The sequence below is a fragment of the Glaciimonas sp. GNP009 genome (assembly GCF_054343755.1).
Genome location: NZ_JBTGUV010000004.1, coordinates 4,651,051 through 4,667,657, shown reverse-complemented (window position 1 = coordinate 4,667,657; position 16,607 = coordinate 4,651,051). Strand labels below are relative to the sequence as shown.

Sequence of the window (16,607 nt, the reverse complement as noted above, 5' to 3'; positions counted from 1 at the left end):
AATACCCGTTCATACCGCTATGCAGCGAGCTAAGACATTTCTTTCGTTTATATTAATCTTTAGAGGTAACAGATAATGGCCGTATCCGAAAAGCAAACCCTGGGCTTTCAGGCAGAAGTCAAACAGTTGCTGCAACTGATGATTCATTCTTTGTACTCGAACAAAGAAATCTTCTTGCGCGAATTGGTCTCAAATGCCTCCGATGCTGCCGATAAGTTACGTTTTGAAGCGATTAACGATGGCGCATTGTTTGAAAATGATCCCGAGCTGAAAATCAAGGTTACTTTCGATAAAGTCGCCCGCACCATCACCGTGTCAGACAATGGCATTGGCATGACGCGCGAAGACGCTATTTCCCATTTGGGTACGATTGCCAAATCAGGTACCAAAGAATTTTTCTCCAAACTATCTGGCGACCAGCAAAAAGACGCTGCCTTAATCGGACAGTTCGGCGTTGGCTTCTACTCTGCCTTTATCATTGCCGATAAAATTACCGTTGAAACCCGCCGCGCTGGCACTAACACCACCGAAGGCGTGCGCTGGGAGTCGGAAGGTGCTGGCGAGTTCAGCATCGAAGCTATCGACAAAGCGGGTCGTGGCACAGACATTATTTTGCATTTGCGCGCCGAGGAAGACGAGTTCTTGTCGGCCTGGAAATTGAAATCGATCATTCAAAAATACTCCGACCATATCTCGCTGCCGATTTTGATGCAGAAAGAAGAGTGGGACGAAGAAAAGAAAGAAACGGTCGTTCAAGACACTTTTGAAACCGTCAATCAGGCCAGCGCATTGTGGGCACGCAGCAAATCGGACATCACCGAAGAGCAATATGTCGAGTTCTATAAACACGTCTCGCACGCTTTCGAAGCACCTCTGATTTACACCCACAATCGCGTTGAAGGTCGCAGCGAATATACGCAGTTGCTGTATGTCCCGGCACGTGCGCCATTCGATTTGTGGGATCGCAATAAGCGTGGCGGTCTCAAGCTGTATGTCAAACGCGTCTTCATCATGGACGATGCCGAGCAACTGATGCCGATTTACCTGCGTTTCGTCAAAGGCGTGATCGATTCAGCAGATTTGCCTCTTAACGTTTCGCGTGAAATATTGCAAGAATCGCGTGATGTTCGCGTGATCCGAGAAGGTTCGACCAAGCGTGTACTAAGCATGCTGGAAGAATTGGCAAACAATGATGAGCAATCGCAAAAAGACAAATACGCAACATTCTGGACCGAGTTCGGTCAAGTCCTGAAAGAAGGACTGGGCGAGGACGCTACCAACAAGGAACGTATCGCTAAACTGTTGCGATTTGCCTCGACCGATAACGATAGCGATGCGCAAACCGTATCGTTTGCTGATTACATCGGCCGTATGAAAGAAGGCCAGAGCAAAATTTACTACGCGACCGGCGAAACCTATACAGCGGCTAAAAATAGCCCACATTTAGAGATTTTCCGCAAAAAAGGCGTCGAAGTCTTGCTGCTGACTGACCGCGTCGACGAATGGATGCTTTCGTTCTTACAAGATTTTGAAGGCAAGGAACTGGCTTCTGTGGCAAAAGGCGGACTTGATCTTGGTACGCTGGAAGACGAAGCCGAGAAAAAGCAACACGAAGAAACCGAAACGCAGTTTAAGGATCTGGTCGAGAAGATGAAGACGTCATTGGCCGACAAAGCCAAGGATGTACGCGTCACTTTCCGCCTGACCGATTCACCAGCGTGTCTGGTAGCCGATACCAATGAATTGTCCGGCAATCTGATGCGTATGCTGAAGGCCGCTGGTCAGGAAGCGCCTGACTCGAAGCCTATTCTGGAAATTAATCCAGATCATCCGCTGGTGCAACGTTTGAAATACGAAGAAGCGAAATTTGACGATTGGGCAAATATTCTCTTCGATCAGGCAATGCTGGCCGAAGGCGGCGCGCTGACCGATCCTGCGTCTTTCGTCAAACGTCTTAATGATATGTTGCTCGGCTTGGCCTCAAAATAAGCGTCAACATAGCGAATACGGCGAAATAAGTATGGAAACAAATGGGGGAGCCTGGCTCTCCCATTTTTTTACTTAAAAAATGACAAAACGCTAAATAGAAAAACAATAACCAGAGCGATCTCTCAGTGAATCAAGAAATTTGCCTATCAGCGCCCTGTTTAGAACAAATTAAGACTAATGTGAGATTAACGAAGACAAATTATTTACTACAATCGGAATCAACCAAGGGGCCAAAAATGCCGTCAGTACGCCATTCATCCCCATTCCCAAACCGGCAAACGCCCCCATTTCGGGACTGACCTGAAATGCACGCGCCGTGCCGATCCCGTGCGAGGTGACACCCAACGCAAATCCGCGCACTTCATGTGAATCAACACGCATCCAGTTAAACAAAAATCGCGCTATAACTGCACCAAAAATGCCAGTACAAATAACCAATACCGCCGTTAATGCAGGAAGTCCGCCTAGTTTCTCTGATACGCCCATGGCGATCGGTGTCGTGGCCGATTTAGGGCCGATGGAGATAGCGAGTTGATAGGAGCCACCCATCACAACAGTAATGGCGACGGCAGAAATGATCGCTGTTATCGATCCAGAAAATAACCCGCAAACGAGCGGTATAAATGATCTACGTAATCGCGGTAACTGGCGCGCAAGGGGAATCGCCAATGCCACCGTCGCGGGTCCGAGTAGGAAGTGAACGAACTGAGCGCCTGAAAAATAGTCACGGTAAGACATACCCGTAGTCTGTAAAACCAAAACGATCAGCGCAATCGCAATGGCGACCGGATTAGCAAGTGGTGAAAATTTGAAGCGACCGTACACCCAAAATGCGATGACATACGCACACAACGTCAGCGTCAAGCCAAGCAGAGGTGAACCCGCAAGATAGACCCATATTGATCCAAACTCAGGAATGCTATGCATGATCGCTCTCTTTGGGTACTTTATGCTTGTCTAAAGCGCCTGATTCACCCTGCAATTCGGCATCTGGCTCCCTCCGCGCTTTACGCTGAGCGGGCATTGTCAATCGTATCGCGGTAGCTGTCACAGCGAGAGTAAGTATGGTGCTGACGATGACCGATACAATCACGGCGAGCCAATGGCCTCGGACGGTGGCTGCTGAGACGACAATTCCTACACCCGCAGGGACGAACAATAGCGATAAATGGCCGAGCAGTTCAGTGCCGGTTTTCTCAATGCGCTCAAGTAAGCCCGGAGAAATCACTAGAGCCACGAATAGCAGCAACATGCCAACAACAGGTCCGGGAATAGGCAAACTTAAAGCAAACGTAATGCCCTCGCCCAAACATTGAAAAATTAGTAGGGTAGCAAACGTCGCAAGCATCGAATGATTCCTCCCTTGTTTTATTTAAACATCTAAAAGAAGCCGTTACCTCACTCACCATTTCACCATCGAACCGTCTTACCGCCTTACCGTCTTACAATACCGGATTTCACCTCTCAAATTTACATGCTTCACACGCTGAAGCCCTTACTTTGAGTCAATGGATCAATAACGTAAATGCCACCGGTTGTACAAAAAACTCAGCACGAATAAAGGGCCTATTAATAAAAAACGCAAGTCATCAAAGAATGAAGGCTTTTTACCTTCGATGTGATGACCGATAAATTGACCGATCCACGCCGCAACAAAAACGGCAACCGACAACGGCAACACCCAATTACCAGGAATACTATCCAAAATTAATAGCATCAATGCCACCATCAAAACCATTCCGGCAGCAAATGATAGTGACAATGATCCGTAGTAAATCAGCGCGGCTATTGCGGCTATTGTCGCCACAAATGGATGTAGTGCCCAGAGTAAACCCAGCAACGCAAATACAATCGCCGGGACGCAAATACAATGGATGATTTCGTTAGTATGGTTGCGGTGACTTTCCGCATAGGCCCTTAACAGGGCATCAATTTTTCTCGGGGTTGCTTGCATCGTCTGCACCTTGTTTAGTTTTAAAATCTTGAGGATACAGAGCCCCGATTAAGGGCAACTACCAAATACGCATAAAGCACTTACCGGCCACCGGCTACATCTAAAAACGATCCCGTAGAGTACGACGCCTGATCCGACAACAACCACATAATTGCTTGCGCCACCTCATCGGCACGACCACCACGACGCATCGGAATGGCATCTTTCACCCTGTCTACGCGCCCCGCTTCGCCACCGCTGGCGTGAATATCTGTATAAATCACTCCAGGCCGGACCGCATTCACCCGAATACCCTGATCAGCAAGTTCTTTTGCTAATCCTATCGTCATGGTATCTATTGCGCCTTTGGATGAGGCGTAATCAATATATTCTCCTGCGCCGCCAAGGCGCGATGCTACCGATGACAGATTCACAATCGCGCCACCGTTGCCACCCAAAGAGGTAGACATGCGTTTCACCGCCTCGCGTGCACAAATAAAGCTACCGACCACATTCGTCGCGAATATCCGCTGCAAACGTGCCGCATCCATTTGCTCCAGACGCATTTGTGTTTCGAGAATGCCTGCGTTGTTGACCAATGCAGTTAATGTTCCGAGTTTTGTATCGACGGTCTCAAAAAGCTTTACTACGTCACTCTCCACGGCCACATCAGCAGCCACGGCGATAGCCTTTCCGCCACCAACGACGATAGCATTGACCACGGCCTCGGCAGCATCCCGATTACGCACATAATTAACGCAGACCGCATAACCCCGCTCAGCCGCCAGCAGTGCAGTAGCCGCGCCAATGCCACGACTGGCACCGGTAATTAGAATAACGGGTTGATGCATGCAAACACTCCTTCAGATATTAACGGTGAGCCTAAAAAAAACCAATAAGTTGACGTATAAAAAAAGTTTCTCAAGAAAAATATATTAGTCTCGTAAAAATCATGATGAAAGACCTACAGAAACGATAATATACTGATCCTTCGAGAAAATAATTACCGGCGCCACCTTATGCCAGCACCACCAACATCAATTGCGAACTTGAGCGGCTTTACCCCCGTTATAGATGAAGGCACACAAATCTTGATACTGGGCAGCTTTCCAGGTGTCGCATCATTGGCACTCCAACAATATTACGGTCATCCACGCAACCAGTTCTGGCCCTTGCTTTCGGCAGTGCTCGACGATAATTTGGTTGACTTGCCTTATCTCGAGCGATTAATCCGTCTACGCGCACACGGCATCGGTTTATGGGACGTGCTTGCTGGTTGTGAGCGTAATGGCAGTCTGGATAGCGCTATTCGTAATCCACTCGCTAACCAATTTGATTTACTGCATCGGCGCTGCCCGCAATTAGCGCGAATTTGCTTTAATGGCAAAACATCTGGCAAATTCGCGACCCAATTCTCGTCAGCTGGATTCGAAACTCTGGTGCTACCATCCTCATCACCCGCTAACGCACAATCTACATTTGAGCAAAAACTGGCGCTGTGGCGCGGTATCATTGCGTAATCATCAGATCATTTTGTGCTAGCCGCTTATTCCCTTTAGTAGATCCACTTACGCCACCTCATATCCAGACAATGCTGATCAAACGCAAATCCATCGAAGCCGAAGCCAATCTTAAAGCCGGCCCAAGTAAACGCCTCCAAAAAACTGATACAAAGGATGCGAAGGCAGAGCCTAAAGCTCCGCGCAAACCTAAATTCGCTCCCGTCACATTGTCAGAACAAGACGGCGTCCGTTTTTTACATTTCGGTACCGAATGGGTGCAAGGCGCAATGCGGCTAAGGAAACCAGACTGGCTGGAGTTGGAATACGCACAACAAATGATGGCGTGGATGCTATTTAATGATCAGCCGCAGCATATTGTGCAACTTGGCCTGGGTACAGCCGCCCTGACCAAATTCAGCTATCGTCAATTTCCAGCCGCACGCGTCACCGCGATTGAACTGAACCCTTCCGTGCTCACAATATGCACAACCATGTTCAAGTTGCCGCCGGATGATGACCGCTTGACCGTCATCGAAATGGATGCAATGGATTTTGTCATGAACGAGGCGAATCGGGACACCATCGATGCGCTACAAGTCGATTTATACGACGCCACTGCAAAAGGCCCGGTGCTCGACACCCCCGAGTTCTATAGCGCCTGCGCCGCCTGCCTCACGGACAATGGCGTAATGACGGTTAATCTATTTGGCGACCACCCAAGTTACGCCAAGAATCTGAAAGCGATGATGTTCGCCTTCGATGATGTCTGGTGTTTACCTGAAGTCCATGACGGCAATGTGATAGCCATCGCGTTTAAAACCGCATGGAAACCGGATTTCACAACACTTTATGAACGCGCTGCAGAGATAACAGCTGAGACCAAGTTGCCAGCAAAAACGTGGGTGAACGGCATAAAGGTATGGCATACCGACCATTGAGAACTAGACCCTAGGGATTATTGACTAAGCGTTGTGCAAGATTCAAATCATCGCGCGCTTGGTCTACTAATCGACTCACAACATTAACTTTGCGAAACTAGCCATAATAAAGTGATGAATAAAGCTCCGCCAAAAATACTCGATCTACAGCAAATTTTCACTTGGTTGCTGGCGGATGGCACGGTTATAAAAGAAGAAGTTAAAGACTTTTTTACCCAGGCGCAGGGTATTTTCCGCAACGCCAGTATTGCTATTCATCCATTGTCCGCAGTGGCCCAATGCAAGCGCCTGACCGCGCAAATCCCTCAGCGGGCAATGACATTGGAGTGGTTGACGGAATGGTTGGCGCACAAAGTCGCCCTGCCCTTTTACCGTATTGATCCACTCAAAATTGACTTTGCCAAAGTGGCGGATGTGATGTCGGCGACTTACGCTACCCGGTTCAATATTTTGCCCGTCGAGTTAACGGCGACAGAACTCGTGATCGCAACTGCAGAACCATTTCGTATCGATTGGGAACCGGAAATTGCTAAAATTTCGCGGCGGAATATTAAGCTGGTCATTGCTAATCCAATCGATATAACGCAATACATCACACAATTTTTTACCCTCGCAAAATCGATTAAAAGTGCGCATAAATCGGGTGGACAGGAATTAGCATTAAGAAATAACTTTGAACAATTGGTGGAGCTAGGCAAAGCCAATAAGCAGGTAGACGCCAATGACCGTCATATCATCAATATCGTCGACTGGTTATGGCAATACGCATTTGAACAGCGCGCGTCAGATATTCACATGGAGCCCAAGCGCGACTTCAGTGCTATACGGTTTCGCATCGACGGCGTGCTACATCAGGTATATCAAGTTCCAGCTGTCGTAATGATCGCGATGACAGCGCGAATCAAATTACTTGGTCGGATGGATGTCATTGAGAAACGGCGCCCACAAGATGGACGGATAAAAACTCGCACCGCCGGTGGTCAGGAAGTCGAATTACGTCTTTCAACGCTGCCAACCGCTTTCGGTGAAAAGCTGGTGATGCGGATTTTTGATCCAGAGGTAGTCGTAAAAACGCTACCCGAATTGGGCTTCCCAAAAGATGACGCCTTACGTTGGGATGCACTGACCAAGTGTCCACACGGCATTATTCTCGTCACCGGGCCAACTGGGTCAGGTAAAACGACGACCTTATACACCACCCTAAAAGCGCTAGCGACGTCAGAAGTAAATGTCTGCACGGTCGAAGACCCGATCGAAATGGTCGAACCTGCATTCAATCAGATGCAGATCAACCAAGGCATCGATCTGACATTTGCGGATGGTGTCCGAGCGCTGATGCGACAAGATCCAGACATCATCATGGTCGGTGAAATACGCGACTTAGCCACCGCAGAAATGGCCATTCAGGCTGCACTCACAGGCCATCTGGTGCTTTCTACGCTCCATACTAACGACGCGCCATCTGCGGTTATGCGATTACTGGAACTTGGCGTACCTTTTTATCTACTGGAAAGTACGATCATTGGCATCATGGCCCAGAGACTTGTGCGCACTTTATGCCCACATTGCAAAAGCGACGGCGGTGAAGTCACGGATGAAGTGTGGCAAAATTTGGTGAAAAATAATGCGATTCCAAAACCCGCAAACGTCTATCAACCAGTTGGATGTCCCGAGTGCCGTCAAACCGGCTATCGTGGACGAACAGGTTTGTATGAACTTCTAACAGTTACACCATCGTTTTCAAAAATGATTCAGGCTGAAACTGACATTCAGGCACTAAAGCAACAAAGTATTTCCGATGGCATGAAGCCTTTACGCGTTGCCGGTGCCCTTAAGATTATAGAGGGCGTCACCACGGTCGAGGAAGTTTTAAAAGTGACTTCAGCACTTACTTAACACCTGCAAAACTCTAAAGGAATATCATCATGTTGCGAGCAATGCGAATAAAAAAAGAGTTCTTCACCGTCACGCTATCAATAGCACTGCCACTTTTGGGGACTTTCGCACAAGCACAAACCAACACCACTCACGCCGCAATAGAAGTATCAAAAGCGCCAACCAGCGCTGAATGTCATCAGTTAGACGAGCGAACGCGGGAACTTGATCAGATAGAACAACAACGTCTCATGGAACGTGGTACCAAATATGAAAGTAAACGTCCCATCCAAAGTCAGGAATGGATACGCCAGCAACGTAAAGATATCCAAACTAAAATGTTTTTTGCCAAATGTTAGAGGTCTAGGAGTCGTGGGGCCGGTAGTCGCTGATTCAATACACTAATCAAGCAAAAATCTACCGGGCTGCCTAACAAATTAGACAAATTCCCCCGACAAACGCGGGTGAAGGTAAAATTAACACCTCTCGTCTTTATTTGACGCGATACGCTTGAAAATACGTTGCCTGGCAATCATTTCAAGGGTTTCAAGAAGTGAACTGTAAGCAAACACCAAATACACAAGAGGAATCGATTGAAAACAGCACTGGTCGGAGACTACAGCATCCCCGAGTTCGACAAAACGATCATGACTAACTTATTGGTGTCCGTAGTGGACCTCAATATCGTCAGACAAGAATATAAACTCATCGGCGTCCGTAACGCCGATCAGGAAATCTATCGCGTAATCGGTGCAACTACCGATAACCAATACAACAACGCGTACGAAGAACTTGATGACATGGGTTTGATAGATGACCTGCAAGAAAGCGATCGGGAAAAAAATGGTTATGACGCTATCTTTAGCCTTAACCTTGACGCCGATGCATAACATGCCCAAATAGGGTAGTTCTATTTGCTCAAATTGAGCGCTATCCGCGGATAGCGCTTTTTTTAAAAGTTACTCTTATAGCCTACTTTATATCAACTATCAACAGGCCTAATTCATATCTGATTTAGCGCTATCTGCAACATCTCTTTCTACCAACTCACCTGCCACCGTCAGAAATGCGTTGACCGTCAAGACCTCATCTTGGGATGCGCCATGTTCACTTAATTGGGCAATGATCGTATTCATCACAGGATTGACATAAATAAATTAACCATGAAATAGCCGCACGACAGACCACAAATGCAAGTGGGATAACGAGAAGCGTGGCGATATGCACGCACGATAAAAATCGTTTCTTAAATCTTTTTATACTTTTCCATATAGCAGAGCATTAACCAAATAAGCGGCAGAATACGCAACTTAGAAGCTGGCTGAGATTACCTGGATCAGGATTTAAATCAGCAATTAGGACCCCACCAATAATGTCTGACGGTGAGCACGTAACAATGTCAATCAGTAGAGTTCGCGGCGTATTGGATATACAAAAGATCAATACCCTGACATGCAGAAGTGCAGGAAGGAGACTCCACAAAAGTGTTTTTCATCAAATCTGGATCACCAGTCAAAATGCGCATAGGCATGAATGGATTGCACACATACAGTCTACCTTTAGTCCAGTTTGTAACCGGTTGTAATCGTGGTCAACCATCGACCGATCAAGGTCGTTTATACCGCAAGCCCTCAGGATGACCTGAGTTAATCAAGACCACGTAAAAGGTACTCAAATGAATAAATTATTAGCTGCTCTGATCGCTGGCTTGTTTGCTACTTCCGTCTTTGCACAAGCCGCCGCGCCATCAGCACCAGTCGCCCCAGCTACGCCGATCACTAACACTGCCAAGACTACGAAGGCGGAAACAAAAGTCGCTGCTGATTCGGGAACAAAAACGGTGAAGGCAAAAGCCCATCATAAAGTAGCGAAGGTCAAGGCAACCAAAGCCAAATCCGAAGCAAAAGTAACGCCACCAGTGGCCAAGGTAGATGCAACTAAAACCGCTCCTAAATAAAATAGATAGTCGGTCGTAAAAAGACAGGTTTATCCTGTCTTTTTTTTATTTCTAATACGGATAAACGCCTCGCAATAATTGGTGAGATTTCGGAAATAATTTTTTGAAATAATTTTTTGAAATAATTAAGGAGCGCTCTAACCTTAGTCTGATCCATGAGCGCATAATTACCGTCTGAGAATAGGCCTCAAAGACCTTGCAATAACAGAGTATTTTAACGAGAGAAATAATGAACAAATCAATCATCACCGCATGTCTGCTCTCTGGTTTGCTAATCGCGGGAACGGCTTCCTATGCTGTCGAGCAAGGCACGCAACCAGCCGTCAATGGTACAAAAGGGAGTGCCCGTAGCCAACAAGATGCAGTGCCTGCAACACAAAAACGCCTTACTGAACTGAAACAAAAACTCAATCTTAAATCATCTCAGCAAACCGCATGGGATACATTTTCAAGTGGTTTAGCCGCGCAAGCAACATTGCGCGCACAATCCAAAGAAAAAATGAAAAGCGCGCTTGGCCCTGATTATGAAAATTTGTCCACGCCAGAAAAAATGGAAAAGATGGTCATCATGATGCGTTCGAATGCCGATTTTTTGAGCAAGACCGCTTCAATCACCAGGACTTTTTATGATGGGTTAAGTACTGAGCAAAAGACTATTTTCGATCTTTTTGCAAAGACGACCTGGACCAATCGAATGAAAGAACAAATGCGATAGCATCCTTGCCTATGTCTACCATACGCATGCAGTTTATTCACGATGCAATACAAAAGTCTGAAGAATCAACAATCTACTTTGAATGCATGCTGAGTTATGTGGCTAGCCGAAGAATGCAGCTTCTCATCCGAAGTAAAACGAACTAACACACAAGTTGTAAAGCCGCGAATGACGTCGACTCTCATGCACCTTACCTTAACGTTTAAGGTTCTTTAATCATCGAGGTGTCTGACGAAACGGGTTGTCCGCGGTGGGTAAAATTGACATTGTGGCAAACTCGATCGCGCCCGCTGGTTTTCGCCGCGTAGAGTGCTGTATCGGCAGCTTGTATTAATTCGAGTGGCATATTTTCATCTCTGACTGGAACAAAAGCATCGACACCGGCGCTAATTGTTACTATGCCGGCAGGATTTCCCGTATGTTTAATTGCGAGGTTGCGTATCGCCATGCGGATATTTTCGGCGATGACCATCGCACCGTTTATATCGGTACATGGGAGCAATACGCTAAGTTCTTCGCCGCCGTATCTTGCGGCCACATCACCTGGTCGGCGTTGACTGGACTCAACAACCTGACTAATGCGCCGCAAGCATTCGTCTCCCGCTATATGACCGTAGATATCGTTATATTGCTTGAAGCAATCTACGTCAATCATGATTAATGCAAGTGAACTTGCGTTGCGCATTGCCCGATTAAACTCCTTATCCAGTGCGATATCGAAATGGCGACGATTTGAAAGACCGGTCAGACCGTCTTGCAGAGACAGTTTTTCAAGTGTCTGATTAAGTGCCTCCAAAGCATCGCGTGCGCGCACAATTTCGGTTTCAGCATCGACCCTTCGTTTAATTTGACCGACTAAATGAAACCCAACTAAACCTAGCACGATCAAGAGAAAAGCTACGCCTGCCGAATGGAGGTAGGTGTCTGCCAACCAGTCCGCCAGAACTTCAGGTTCTGACAATGCTGCAGAAACAAAAAGAGGATATTGATCGAGCCGCCGAAAGCTGTTGATGCGCCTTATCCCGTCTTGCCCCGATTTTATAACGGTTGTTCTAGCCTTGCCTTTGGTGACGTCCTGAACCAATATCGAGCCGGAAATATTCTTACCGATAGAGTCCTTCAGAAGAGGGCTGCGGGTTAACATCACGCCGCTATCTAAGGCGAGCGTAATCGCACCGTGCCGGCCAATATCAAAACTCTCGTAAAATTTATTAAAATAATCGATGCTAATTGTGGCTAGTGCCACGCCAGCAAAGCTACCATCGGCATGATTAATTCTGCGCGATAAAGTCAGTATCCAGGCTCCGGTAGACCGGCTTCGGAGCGGAATTCCAACATAAGGCCCAGAATTAGAGTGCGTCCGATGATAAATAAAATAGTCGCGATCCGCATTATTGACGTTTGACACTACTGCTGGTAATGAATAGGTCAACCAACGGCCGTTTTCATCGTAGACGTAGATACCATTCAGTTGCGGCAATTCAGTCACCCGCAACGCCAGCAGAGTATGAAGTCGGTTCAGCGCTATAGGGCTGATTCCATCTGTTTGCACCCGCTCAACGAGCCCAACCAGCGCGGTATCCACTTCTTTAATTGTGTCATCTGCATGCTGGGCTATTGCGCGCGCCATGTTGGACGTAGCGATGTCCATCTCGTGCAGCTGAACTTTACGCGCGGTCCAGCTTCGCCATCCATCAACAAATACAAGCGAAAGGCACACTAAAATAACGAAAATACCTGCCAACGACGTTATAGAAATAAGTTTGGGTTTTAAACCATCCTGAGATTTCGATTTATCGGCAAGACTAATCATGATTTTTCTTGCATTTTAGCTATGAATTCAGATTCACCGTACACTTTTCGGAAAAATAAAAGCAATCCTATATTCTGAATTCGTCTCACTTAATGTCTTTATTGTTATAGGGGTAACTATTATTGATTATAGAAATAGATAGAGCAATGCAATTTTATTTACTGATAACCACTCGCATTCACGTCGTCTATTTCACTCTATGAATGCTGCTCTGAGTTCGGGTTGACGTTGCGTTAAGGTTAGCGGCGTTAATTATTCGGAAGGCCAACCATCACCAGGCTAAACGGTCGTTATTTCCTGTTCCCAAGGTGCAGGATGGCGGTCACAGTTGCGACCGGCCTTGGCTACCTGTCCAGGCACTTCATGACCGAGCAACGCTGGCAACTGGCGCGACATAGCGATCAGGTTTGGCAAGTCGATACCTGTTTCAATGCCGATTTCTTCGCAGAGATTCACCAGATCTTCGGTGCATATATTGCCCGACGCGCCGGGTGCGAATGGGCAACCTCCCAGACCACCAAGGGCTGAGTCAAAACGTCGCGCACCGACCTCATACGCCGCAAGGACGTTCGCGAGGCCGAGTCCACGCGTGTTATGGAAATGTAATGTCAACGCCGATGACGGTAGTGTCCTGAGTACGCGTTCAACCAAACGTGCGACCTGGCGCGGATTAGCCATCCCAGTCGTATCTGCCAGCGTGATAGCCCCGATTCCCATCTCCAGATACTGCTCCACGAACCCCATCACGCGGTCTTCGTCAATTTTTCCTTCAAATGGACAACCAAAGGTTGTGGCAATCGTTCCGTTAAGCGAGAGTCCAGTCCCCGCAGCCAACGCCACGACGTCACCAAACGCCGCCAACGATTCCTCGCAACGCATCCGCATATTGGCGCGATTGTGCGTCTGACTTGCGGACATCACGAGATTAAGCTCATCGACGCCCGCATGGATCGCGCGTTCAGCACCCTTCCGGTTCGGTATCAAGGCAACGTACACAACGCCCGGCTGGCGTCGGATTCGTGCGAAAACTTCTTCACCGTCACGTAACGCGGGAATCGCCTTGGGCGACACAAAAGAACCGGCTTCAATACGGCTAAAGCCAGCGCCAGAGAGCTGATCAATCAACGCTACTTTATTGTCTGTAGAAACCCACCTCGGCTCAATTTGCAGGCCATCCCGCGGTGCTACTTCCTGCACGATCAGTCGTTCAGAAAAGTCGGTGATCATTGGATGACTCCGGTATCTCTTAATCGTTGAATTTCGCTATCGCCCAAGCCTAACTCAGTAAGTACTTCGGCTGTGTGTGCGCCCAGCGCTGGACCTTGCCAATTCACCTCGCCCGGTGTTTCCGACAGTTTAGGGACAATCCCGGGCATTTTGACATGCACGCCGCCGGGCAACTCTGCCGACAAAAGCATATCCCGCGCCTGATAATGAGGATCGGCCACAATATCGGCAACAGAGTATATTCGCCCTGCCGGTACGCCAGCCTTTTCCAGCGTCGCCAATACGTCTTCGATCGCATTCGCTGAGGTCCAACCGGCAATCGCTGCATCGAGCAACACGACCTGTGCGACGCGTCCATCGTTGTGTTCGAAATGTGGATCATCAGCCAGATCAGCGCGTCCAATAGCCTGCATCAGGCGCTTAAAAATGGGATTGCTATTGCCAGCTATAACGACATAAGCGCCGTCACGAGTCGGATAGGTATTCGAAGGAGCAATTCCAGGCAAAGCGCCACCGCTACGTTCGCGCACATGACCGAGCAAATCATATTCGGGAATCAGACTTTCCATCACGTTGAAGACACTCTCCACCAGTGACACGTCCACCACCTGACCGTCGCCCTGACCCGTCTTGACGCGCAATACCGACATCAAGGCGCCCATTACGGCGTGCAAGGATGCGAGTGAGTCACCTAAACTGACACCAACACGGGCCGGAGCGCCATTTGGTTCACCCGTTGTGTAACGGATACCGCCCATGGCCTCACCAATGGCACCAAATCCAGGGCGATCCTTATACGGGCCAGTCTGACCATAGCCAGAGATGCGTACCATCGTCAGTTTCGGATTCAAGGCATGGAGCACGTCCCACCCCAAACCCAGTTTCTCCATCGCACCGGGCTTCAAGTTTTCGATCAGAACGTCGGCATTACTGACAAGACGCTTAATGATCTCGATGCCTTCAGGAGACTTCAAATTGATTGAAATGGATTTTTTGTTGCGCGATTGGAGATACCACCAAAGCGATGTGCCTTCGTAGAGCTTTCTCCATTTTCGAATAGGGTCACCGACACCGGGAGCTTCGATTTTTATTACTTCTGCACCGAACTCACCCATCATGCGGGCGGCGAAAGGTGCGGCGATCAACGTGCCAATTTCGATGACACGGATACCTTTAAGCGGTCCACTCATTACAATCTCCATTTATCATTTTATTCAGAATAGGAGGAGGATAGAGGGAGAGCGGGACTTTCGTCCAATCCTAATTTATCAAGGAGCATTTGCGCGATTGCAATGTTGTGTTTTTATTACTTATAATGCATGCCGATTGGCTGGATAGAATGCTATTAAAATAGTTTTTACTCAATGTCCTTAGGCCATGCGACGCTCGCTTGTGCCTTACGGCCCAGTGCATGTATGCGCACTTTTCAGGCTTTCCCGACGTTTCGTAACGCGTCCCACTTGGCAGTCTTTTGCAGGCTAAAATACCGTAAGTCACATTTAGGCAATTTTTTAGATGATTTTTTTTAAATAATTTTTTTAGATGATATCTCACCGATAGATTTTTCGATAAACATCAAAAATGCAAAGAGTTAAACGAAAAGGATTACCTAATGAGTAGCATCAGCCACATCATTCACGCACATGTCCGCGATATCGGCTTCCCGGTCAGGCGTTTGTTGCCAGCCGCGGAGGTGAGGACTGTCGGGCCCTTTGTTTTTTTCGATCACATGGGACCGTATACGTTTTCGACCGAAGGTAATACGGGCGACGTTCGCCCTCATCCACATATCGGATTAGCGACCGTTACCTATCTGTTCTCTGGTGCGATGATGCATCGCGATAGTCTGGGCAGCGTGCAACGCATCGTACCGGGCGATATTAACTGGATGACATCGGGGCGCGGAATCACGCACTCAGAACGCGTGCCTGAAGATATTCGCCGACAAGGCGTGGCCGTTCAGGGCCTGCAAATGTGGTTGGCTCTGCCACAAAAAGACGAAGAAACGACACACGGCTTTTGGCACTATCCGCAAGCAGATCTTCCCTTTGTGCAATTAGAAGGTGCAACGTACCACGTCCTGGTAGGAACAGCATTTGGTCAGACATCTCCCGTCAAAACACACAGCGATACGCTGTACGTTTCTGCCAGACTCGCTGCGGGTACAAGCATGCAAGTAACACCTGATTATGCTGAACGCGCTATTTACATCATTAGTGGGGCGTTGACGGTCGATGGTCAAGCGGTGGATCAAGGCGCATTGATTGTGCTTAAATCCGGGAGCACGGTCACCGTGGTTGCACCGCGCGATACCGCCTTCATGATTTTAGGTGGTGAACCGCTTGATGGTCCCCGCTTTCTCTGGTGGAATTTCGTGGCGAGCACAAAGGAGCGGATCGAACGCGCTAAACTGGCTTGGTTAAATCAAGAGCAGAATATTTTTCCGTCCGTACCGGGCGAAACGGAGTTTATTCCGCTGCCCCAAAGTTAGTCATGACCAGCATGCCAGCGGGCCATGAAAATATTAAATACTACAAAACGTGTCTAGCCATAAAGCACTGATGCTCGAAAATGGTATCGCGCCATGAATCAATAAAAAAACCATCCTGGCAAAAGCCAGCATGGTTTTTTTTACACTCGCCAAATATTAAATCGACC

General features: G+C 47.9%; 17 protein-coding genes. 9 read left to right on the top strand and 8 right to left on the bottom strand.

Features of this window, described 5'->3' with window-relative positions:
- Positions 1-75: 75 nt before the first annotated feature.
- Positions 76-1,989 carry a molecular chaperone HtpG gene (htpG, locus tag ACXX82_RS21510; protein WP_458563677.1) on the top strand — a complete coding sequence of 638 codons (1,914 nt, stop codon included), beginning with the start codon at positions 76-78 and terminating at the stop codon, positions 1,987-1,989.
- Between the two features lie 174 nt (positions 1,990-2,163).
- Here htpG and ACXX82_RS21505 read toward each other — a convergent pair whose 3' ends face one another.
- The 4 genes from ACXX82_RS21505 to ACXX82_RS21490 all read right to left on the bottom strand — a co-directional run bounded on the left by ACXX82_RS21505 (position 2,164) and on the right by ACXX82_RS21490 (position 4,773).
- Positions 2,164-2,916: an LrgB family protein gene (locus ACXX82_RS21505; RefSeq protein WP_322238268.1), complete on the bottom strand. Its 753-nt coding sequence runs from the start codon at positions 2,914-2,916 to the stop codon at positions 2,164-2,166.
- Positions 2,909-3,337 carry a CidA/LrgA family protein gene (locus tag ACXX82_RS21500; protein WP_322238266.1) on the bottom strand — a complete coding sequence of 143 codons (429 nt, stop codon included), beginning with the start codon at positions 3,335-3,337 and terminating at the stop codon, positions 2,909-2,911. Before ACXX82_RS21500 ends, ACXX82_RS21505 begins: the two co-directional genes overlap by 8 nt.
- Before the next feature lie 165 nt (positions 3,338-3,502).
- Positions 3,503-3,943, bottom strand: coding sequence for an Mpo1 family 2-hydroxy fatty acid dioxygenase (locus ACXX82_RS21495; protein ID WP_322238264.1), 441 nt, complete (start codon positions 3,941-3,943; stop codon positions 3,503-3,505).
- Positions 3,944-4,023: 80 nt separating this feature from the next.
- Positions 4,024-4,773 (bottom strand): SDR family oxidoreductase, encoded by a 750-nt coding sequence (locus ACXX82_RS21490; protein ID WP_323507173.1) that lies wholly within the window; start codon positions 4,771-4,773, stop codon positions 4,024-4,026.
- 168 nt (positions 4,774-4,941) lie between these two features.
- Between ACXX82_RS21490 and ACXX82_RS21485 the strand changes: the two genes are divergently transcribed.
- The 5 genes from ACXX82_RS21485 to ACXX82_RS21465 all read left to right on the top strand — a co-directional run bounded on the left by ACXX82_RS21485 (position 4,942) and on the right by ACXX82_RS21465 (position 9,127).
- The gene (locus ACXX82_RS21485) at positions 4,942-5,442 is read left to right on the top strand and encodes a DNA-deoxyinosine glycosylase (protein WP_322238261.1); all 501 of its coding nucleotides are present in this window, start codon (positions 4,942-4,944) and stop codon (positions 5,440-5,442) included.
- Between the two features lie 71 nt (positions 5,443-5,513).
- Complete coding sequence (locus tag ACXX82_RS21480; protein ID WP_322238259.1) at positions 5,514-6,362, top strand: spermine/spermidine synthase domain-containing protein; 849 nt, start codon at positions 5,514-5,516, stop codon at positions 6,360-6,362.
- A gap of 114 nt (positions 6,363-6,476) precedes the next feature.
- A complete protein-coding gene (gene tfpB, locus ACXX82_RS21475; protein ID WP_458563676.1) occupies positions 6,477-8,258 on the top strand; it encodes a type IV pilus assembly ATPase TfpB in 1,782 nt (593 codons plus the stop codon).
- A 29-nt stretch (positions 8,259-8,287) separates the two neighbouring features.
- On the top strand, positions 8,288-8,596 hold the full coding sequence (locus tag ACXX82_RS21470; RefSeq protein ID WP_458563675.1) for a hypothetical protein: 309 nt from the start codon (positions 8,288-8,290) through the stop codon (positions 8,594-8,596).
- Positions 8,597-8,830: 234 nt separating this feature from the next.
- Positions 8,831-9,127, top strand: coding sequence for a hypothetical protein (locus tag ACXX82_RS21465; protein ID WP_322238254.1), 297 nt, complete (start codon positions 8,831-8,833; stop codon positions 9,125-9,127).
- Positions 9,128-9,235: 108 nt separating this feature from the next.
- Here the strand turns inward: ACXX82_RS21465 and ACXX82_RS21460 are convergent, their stop codons facing one another.
- Positions 9,236-9,376 carry a hypothetical protein gene (locus tag ACXX82_RS21460; protein ID WP_323518647.1) on the bottom strand — a complete coding sequence of 47 codons (141 nt, stop codon included), beginning with the start codon at positions 9,374-9,376 and terminating at the stop codon, positions 9,236-9,238.
- A 536-nt stretch (positions 9,377-9,912) separates the two neighbouring features.
- Between ACXX82_RS21460 and ACXX82_RS21455 the strand changes: the two genes are divergently transcribed.
- Together ACXX82_RS21455 and ACXX82_RS21450 are read left to right on the top strand one after the other, a co-directional pair.
- Entirely contained in the window at positions 9,913-10,194 is a 282-nt protein-coding gene (locus ACXX82_RS21455) for a hypothetical protein (RefSeq protein ID WP_322238251.1), read from the top strand.
- Positions 10,195-10,423: 229 nt separating this feature from the next.
- Positions 10,424-10,909: a Spy/CpxP family protein refolding chaperone gene (locus tag ACXX82_RS21450; RefSeq protein ID WP_322238250.1), complete on the top strand. Its 486-nt coding sequence runs from the start codon at positions 10,424-10,426 to the stop codon at positions 10,907-10,909.
- A 202-nt stretch (positions 10,910-11,111) separates the two neighbouring features.
- Here the strand turns inward: ACXX82_RS21450 and ACXX82_RS21445 are convergent, their stop codons facing one another.
- The 3 genes from ACXX82_RS21445 to ACXX82_RS21435 all read right to left on the bottom strand — a co-directional run bounded on the left by ACXX82_RS21445 (position 11,112) and on the right by ACXX82_RS21435 (position 15,139).
- On the bottom strand, positions 11,112-12,722 hold the full coding sequence (locus ACXX82_RS21445; protein ID WP_458563674.1) for a sensor domain-containing diguanylate cyclase: 1,611 nt from the start codon (positions 12,720-12,722) through the stop codon (positions 11,112-11,114).
- A gap of 279 nt (positions 12,723-13,001) precedes the next feature.
- Entirely contained in the window at positions 13,002-13,949 is a 948-nt protein-coding gene (locus ACXX82_RS21440; RefSeq protein WP_458563673.1) for a hydroxymethylglutaryl-CoA lyase, read from the bottom strand.
- Positions 13,946-15,139 (bottom strand): CaiB/BaiF CoA transferase family protein, encoded by a 1,194-nt coding sequence (locus tag ACXX82_RS21435; protein ID WP_458563672.1) that lies wholly within the window; start codon positions 15,137-15,139, stop codon positions 13,946-13,948. Before ACXX82_RS21435 ends, ACXX82_RS21440 begins: the two co-directional genes overlap by 4 nt.
- Before the next feature lie 422 nt (positions 15,140-15,561).
- Between ACXX82_RS21435 and ACXX82_RS21430 the strand changes: the two genes are divergently transcribed.
- Complete coding sequence (locus tag ACXX82_RS21430; RefSeq protein ID WP_458563671.1) at positions 15,562-16,440, top strand: pirin family protein; 879 nt, start codon at positions 15,562-15,564, stop codon at positions 16,438-16,440.
- The last annotated feature ends 167 nt before the right edge of the window (positions 16,441-16,607 follow it).

Excerpts from the sequence above, each read along its gene's own strand:
- htpG (WP_458563677.1), top strand. The coding sequence starts at position 76 with ATGGCCGTATCCGAAAAGCAAACCCTGGGCTTTCAGGCAGAAGTCAAA.
- ACXX82_RS21505 (WP_322238268.1), bottom strand. The coding sequence starts at position 2,916 with ATGCATAGCATTCCTGAGTTTGGATCAATATGGGTCTATCTTGCGGGT.
- ACXX82_RS21445 (WP_458563674.1), bottom strand. The coding sequence starts at position 12,722 with ATGATTAGTCTTGCCGATAAATCGAAATCTCAGGATGGTTTAAAACCC.
- ACXX82_RS21450 (WP_322238250.1), top strand. The coding sequence starts at position 10,424 with ATGAACAAATCAATCATCACCGCATGTCTGCTCTCTGGTTTGCTAATC.
- ACXX82_RS21495 (WP_322238264.1), bottom strand. The coding sequence starts at position 3,943 with ATGCAAGCAACCCCGAGAAAAATTGATGCCCTGTTAAGGGCCTATGCG.
- ACXX82_RS21455 (WP_322238251.1), top strand. The coding sequence starts at position 9,913 with ATGAATAAATTATTAGCTGCTCTGATCGCTGGCTTGTTTGCTACTTCC.
- ACXX82_RS21435 (WP_458563672.1), bottom strand. The coding sequence starts at position 15,139 with ATGAGTGGACCGCTTAAAGGTATCCGTGTCATCGAAATTGGCACGTTG.
- ACXX82_RS21485 (WP_322238261.1), top strand. The coding sequence starts at position 4,942 with ATGCCAGCACCACCAACATCAATTGCGAACTTGAGCGGCTTTACCCCC.
- ACXX82_RS21430 (WP_458563671.1), top strand. The coding sequence starts at position 15,562 with ATGAGTAGCATCAGCCACATCATTCACGCACATGTCCGCGATATCGGC.
- ACXX82_RS21470 (WP_458563675.1), top strand. The coding sequence starts at position 8,288 with ATGTTGCGAGCAATGCGAATAAAAAAAGAGTTCTTCACCGTCACGCTA.
- ACXX82_RS21440 (WP_458563673.1), bottom strand. The coding sequence starts at position 13,949 with ATGATCACCGACTTTTCTGAACGACTGATCGTGCAGGAAGTAGCACCG.
- ACXX82_RS21490 (WP_323507173.1), bottom strand. The coding sequence starts at position 4,773 with ATGCATCAACCCGTTATTCTAATTACCGGTGCCAGTCGTGGCATTGGC.
- ACXX82_RS21480 (WP_322238259.1), top strand. The coding sequence starts at position 5,514 with ATGCTGATCAAACGCAAATCCATCGAAGCCGAAGCCAATCTTAAAGCC.
- ACXX82_RS21500 (WP_322238266.1), bottom strand. The coding sequence starts at position 3,337 with ATGCTTGCGACGTTTGCTACCCTACTAATTTTTCAATGTTTGGGCGAG.
- tfpB (WP_458563676.1), top strand. The coding sequence starts at position 6,477 with ATGAATAAAGCTCCGCCAAAAATACTCGATCTACAGCAAATTTTCACT.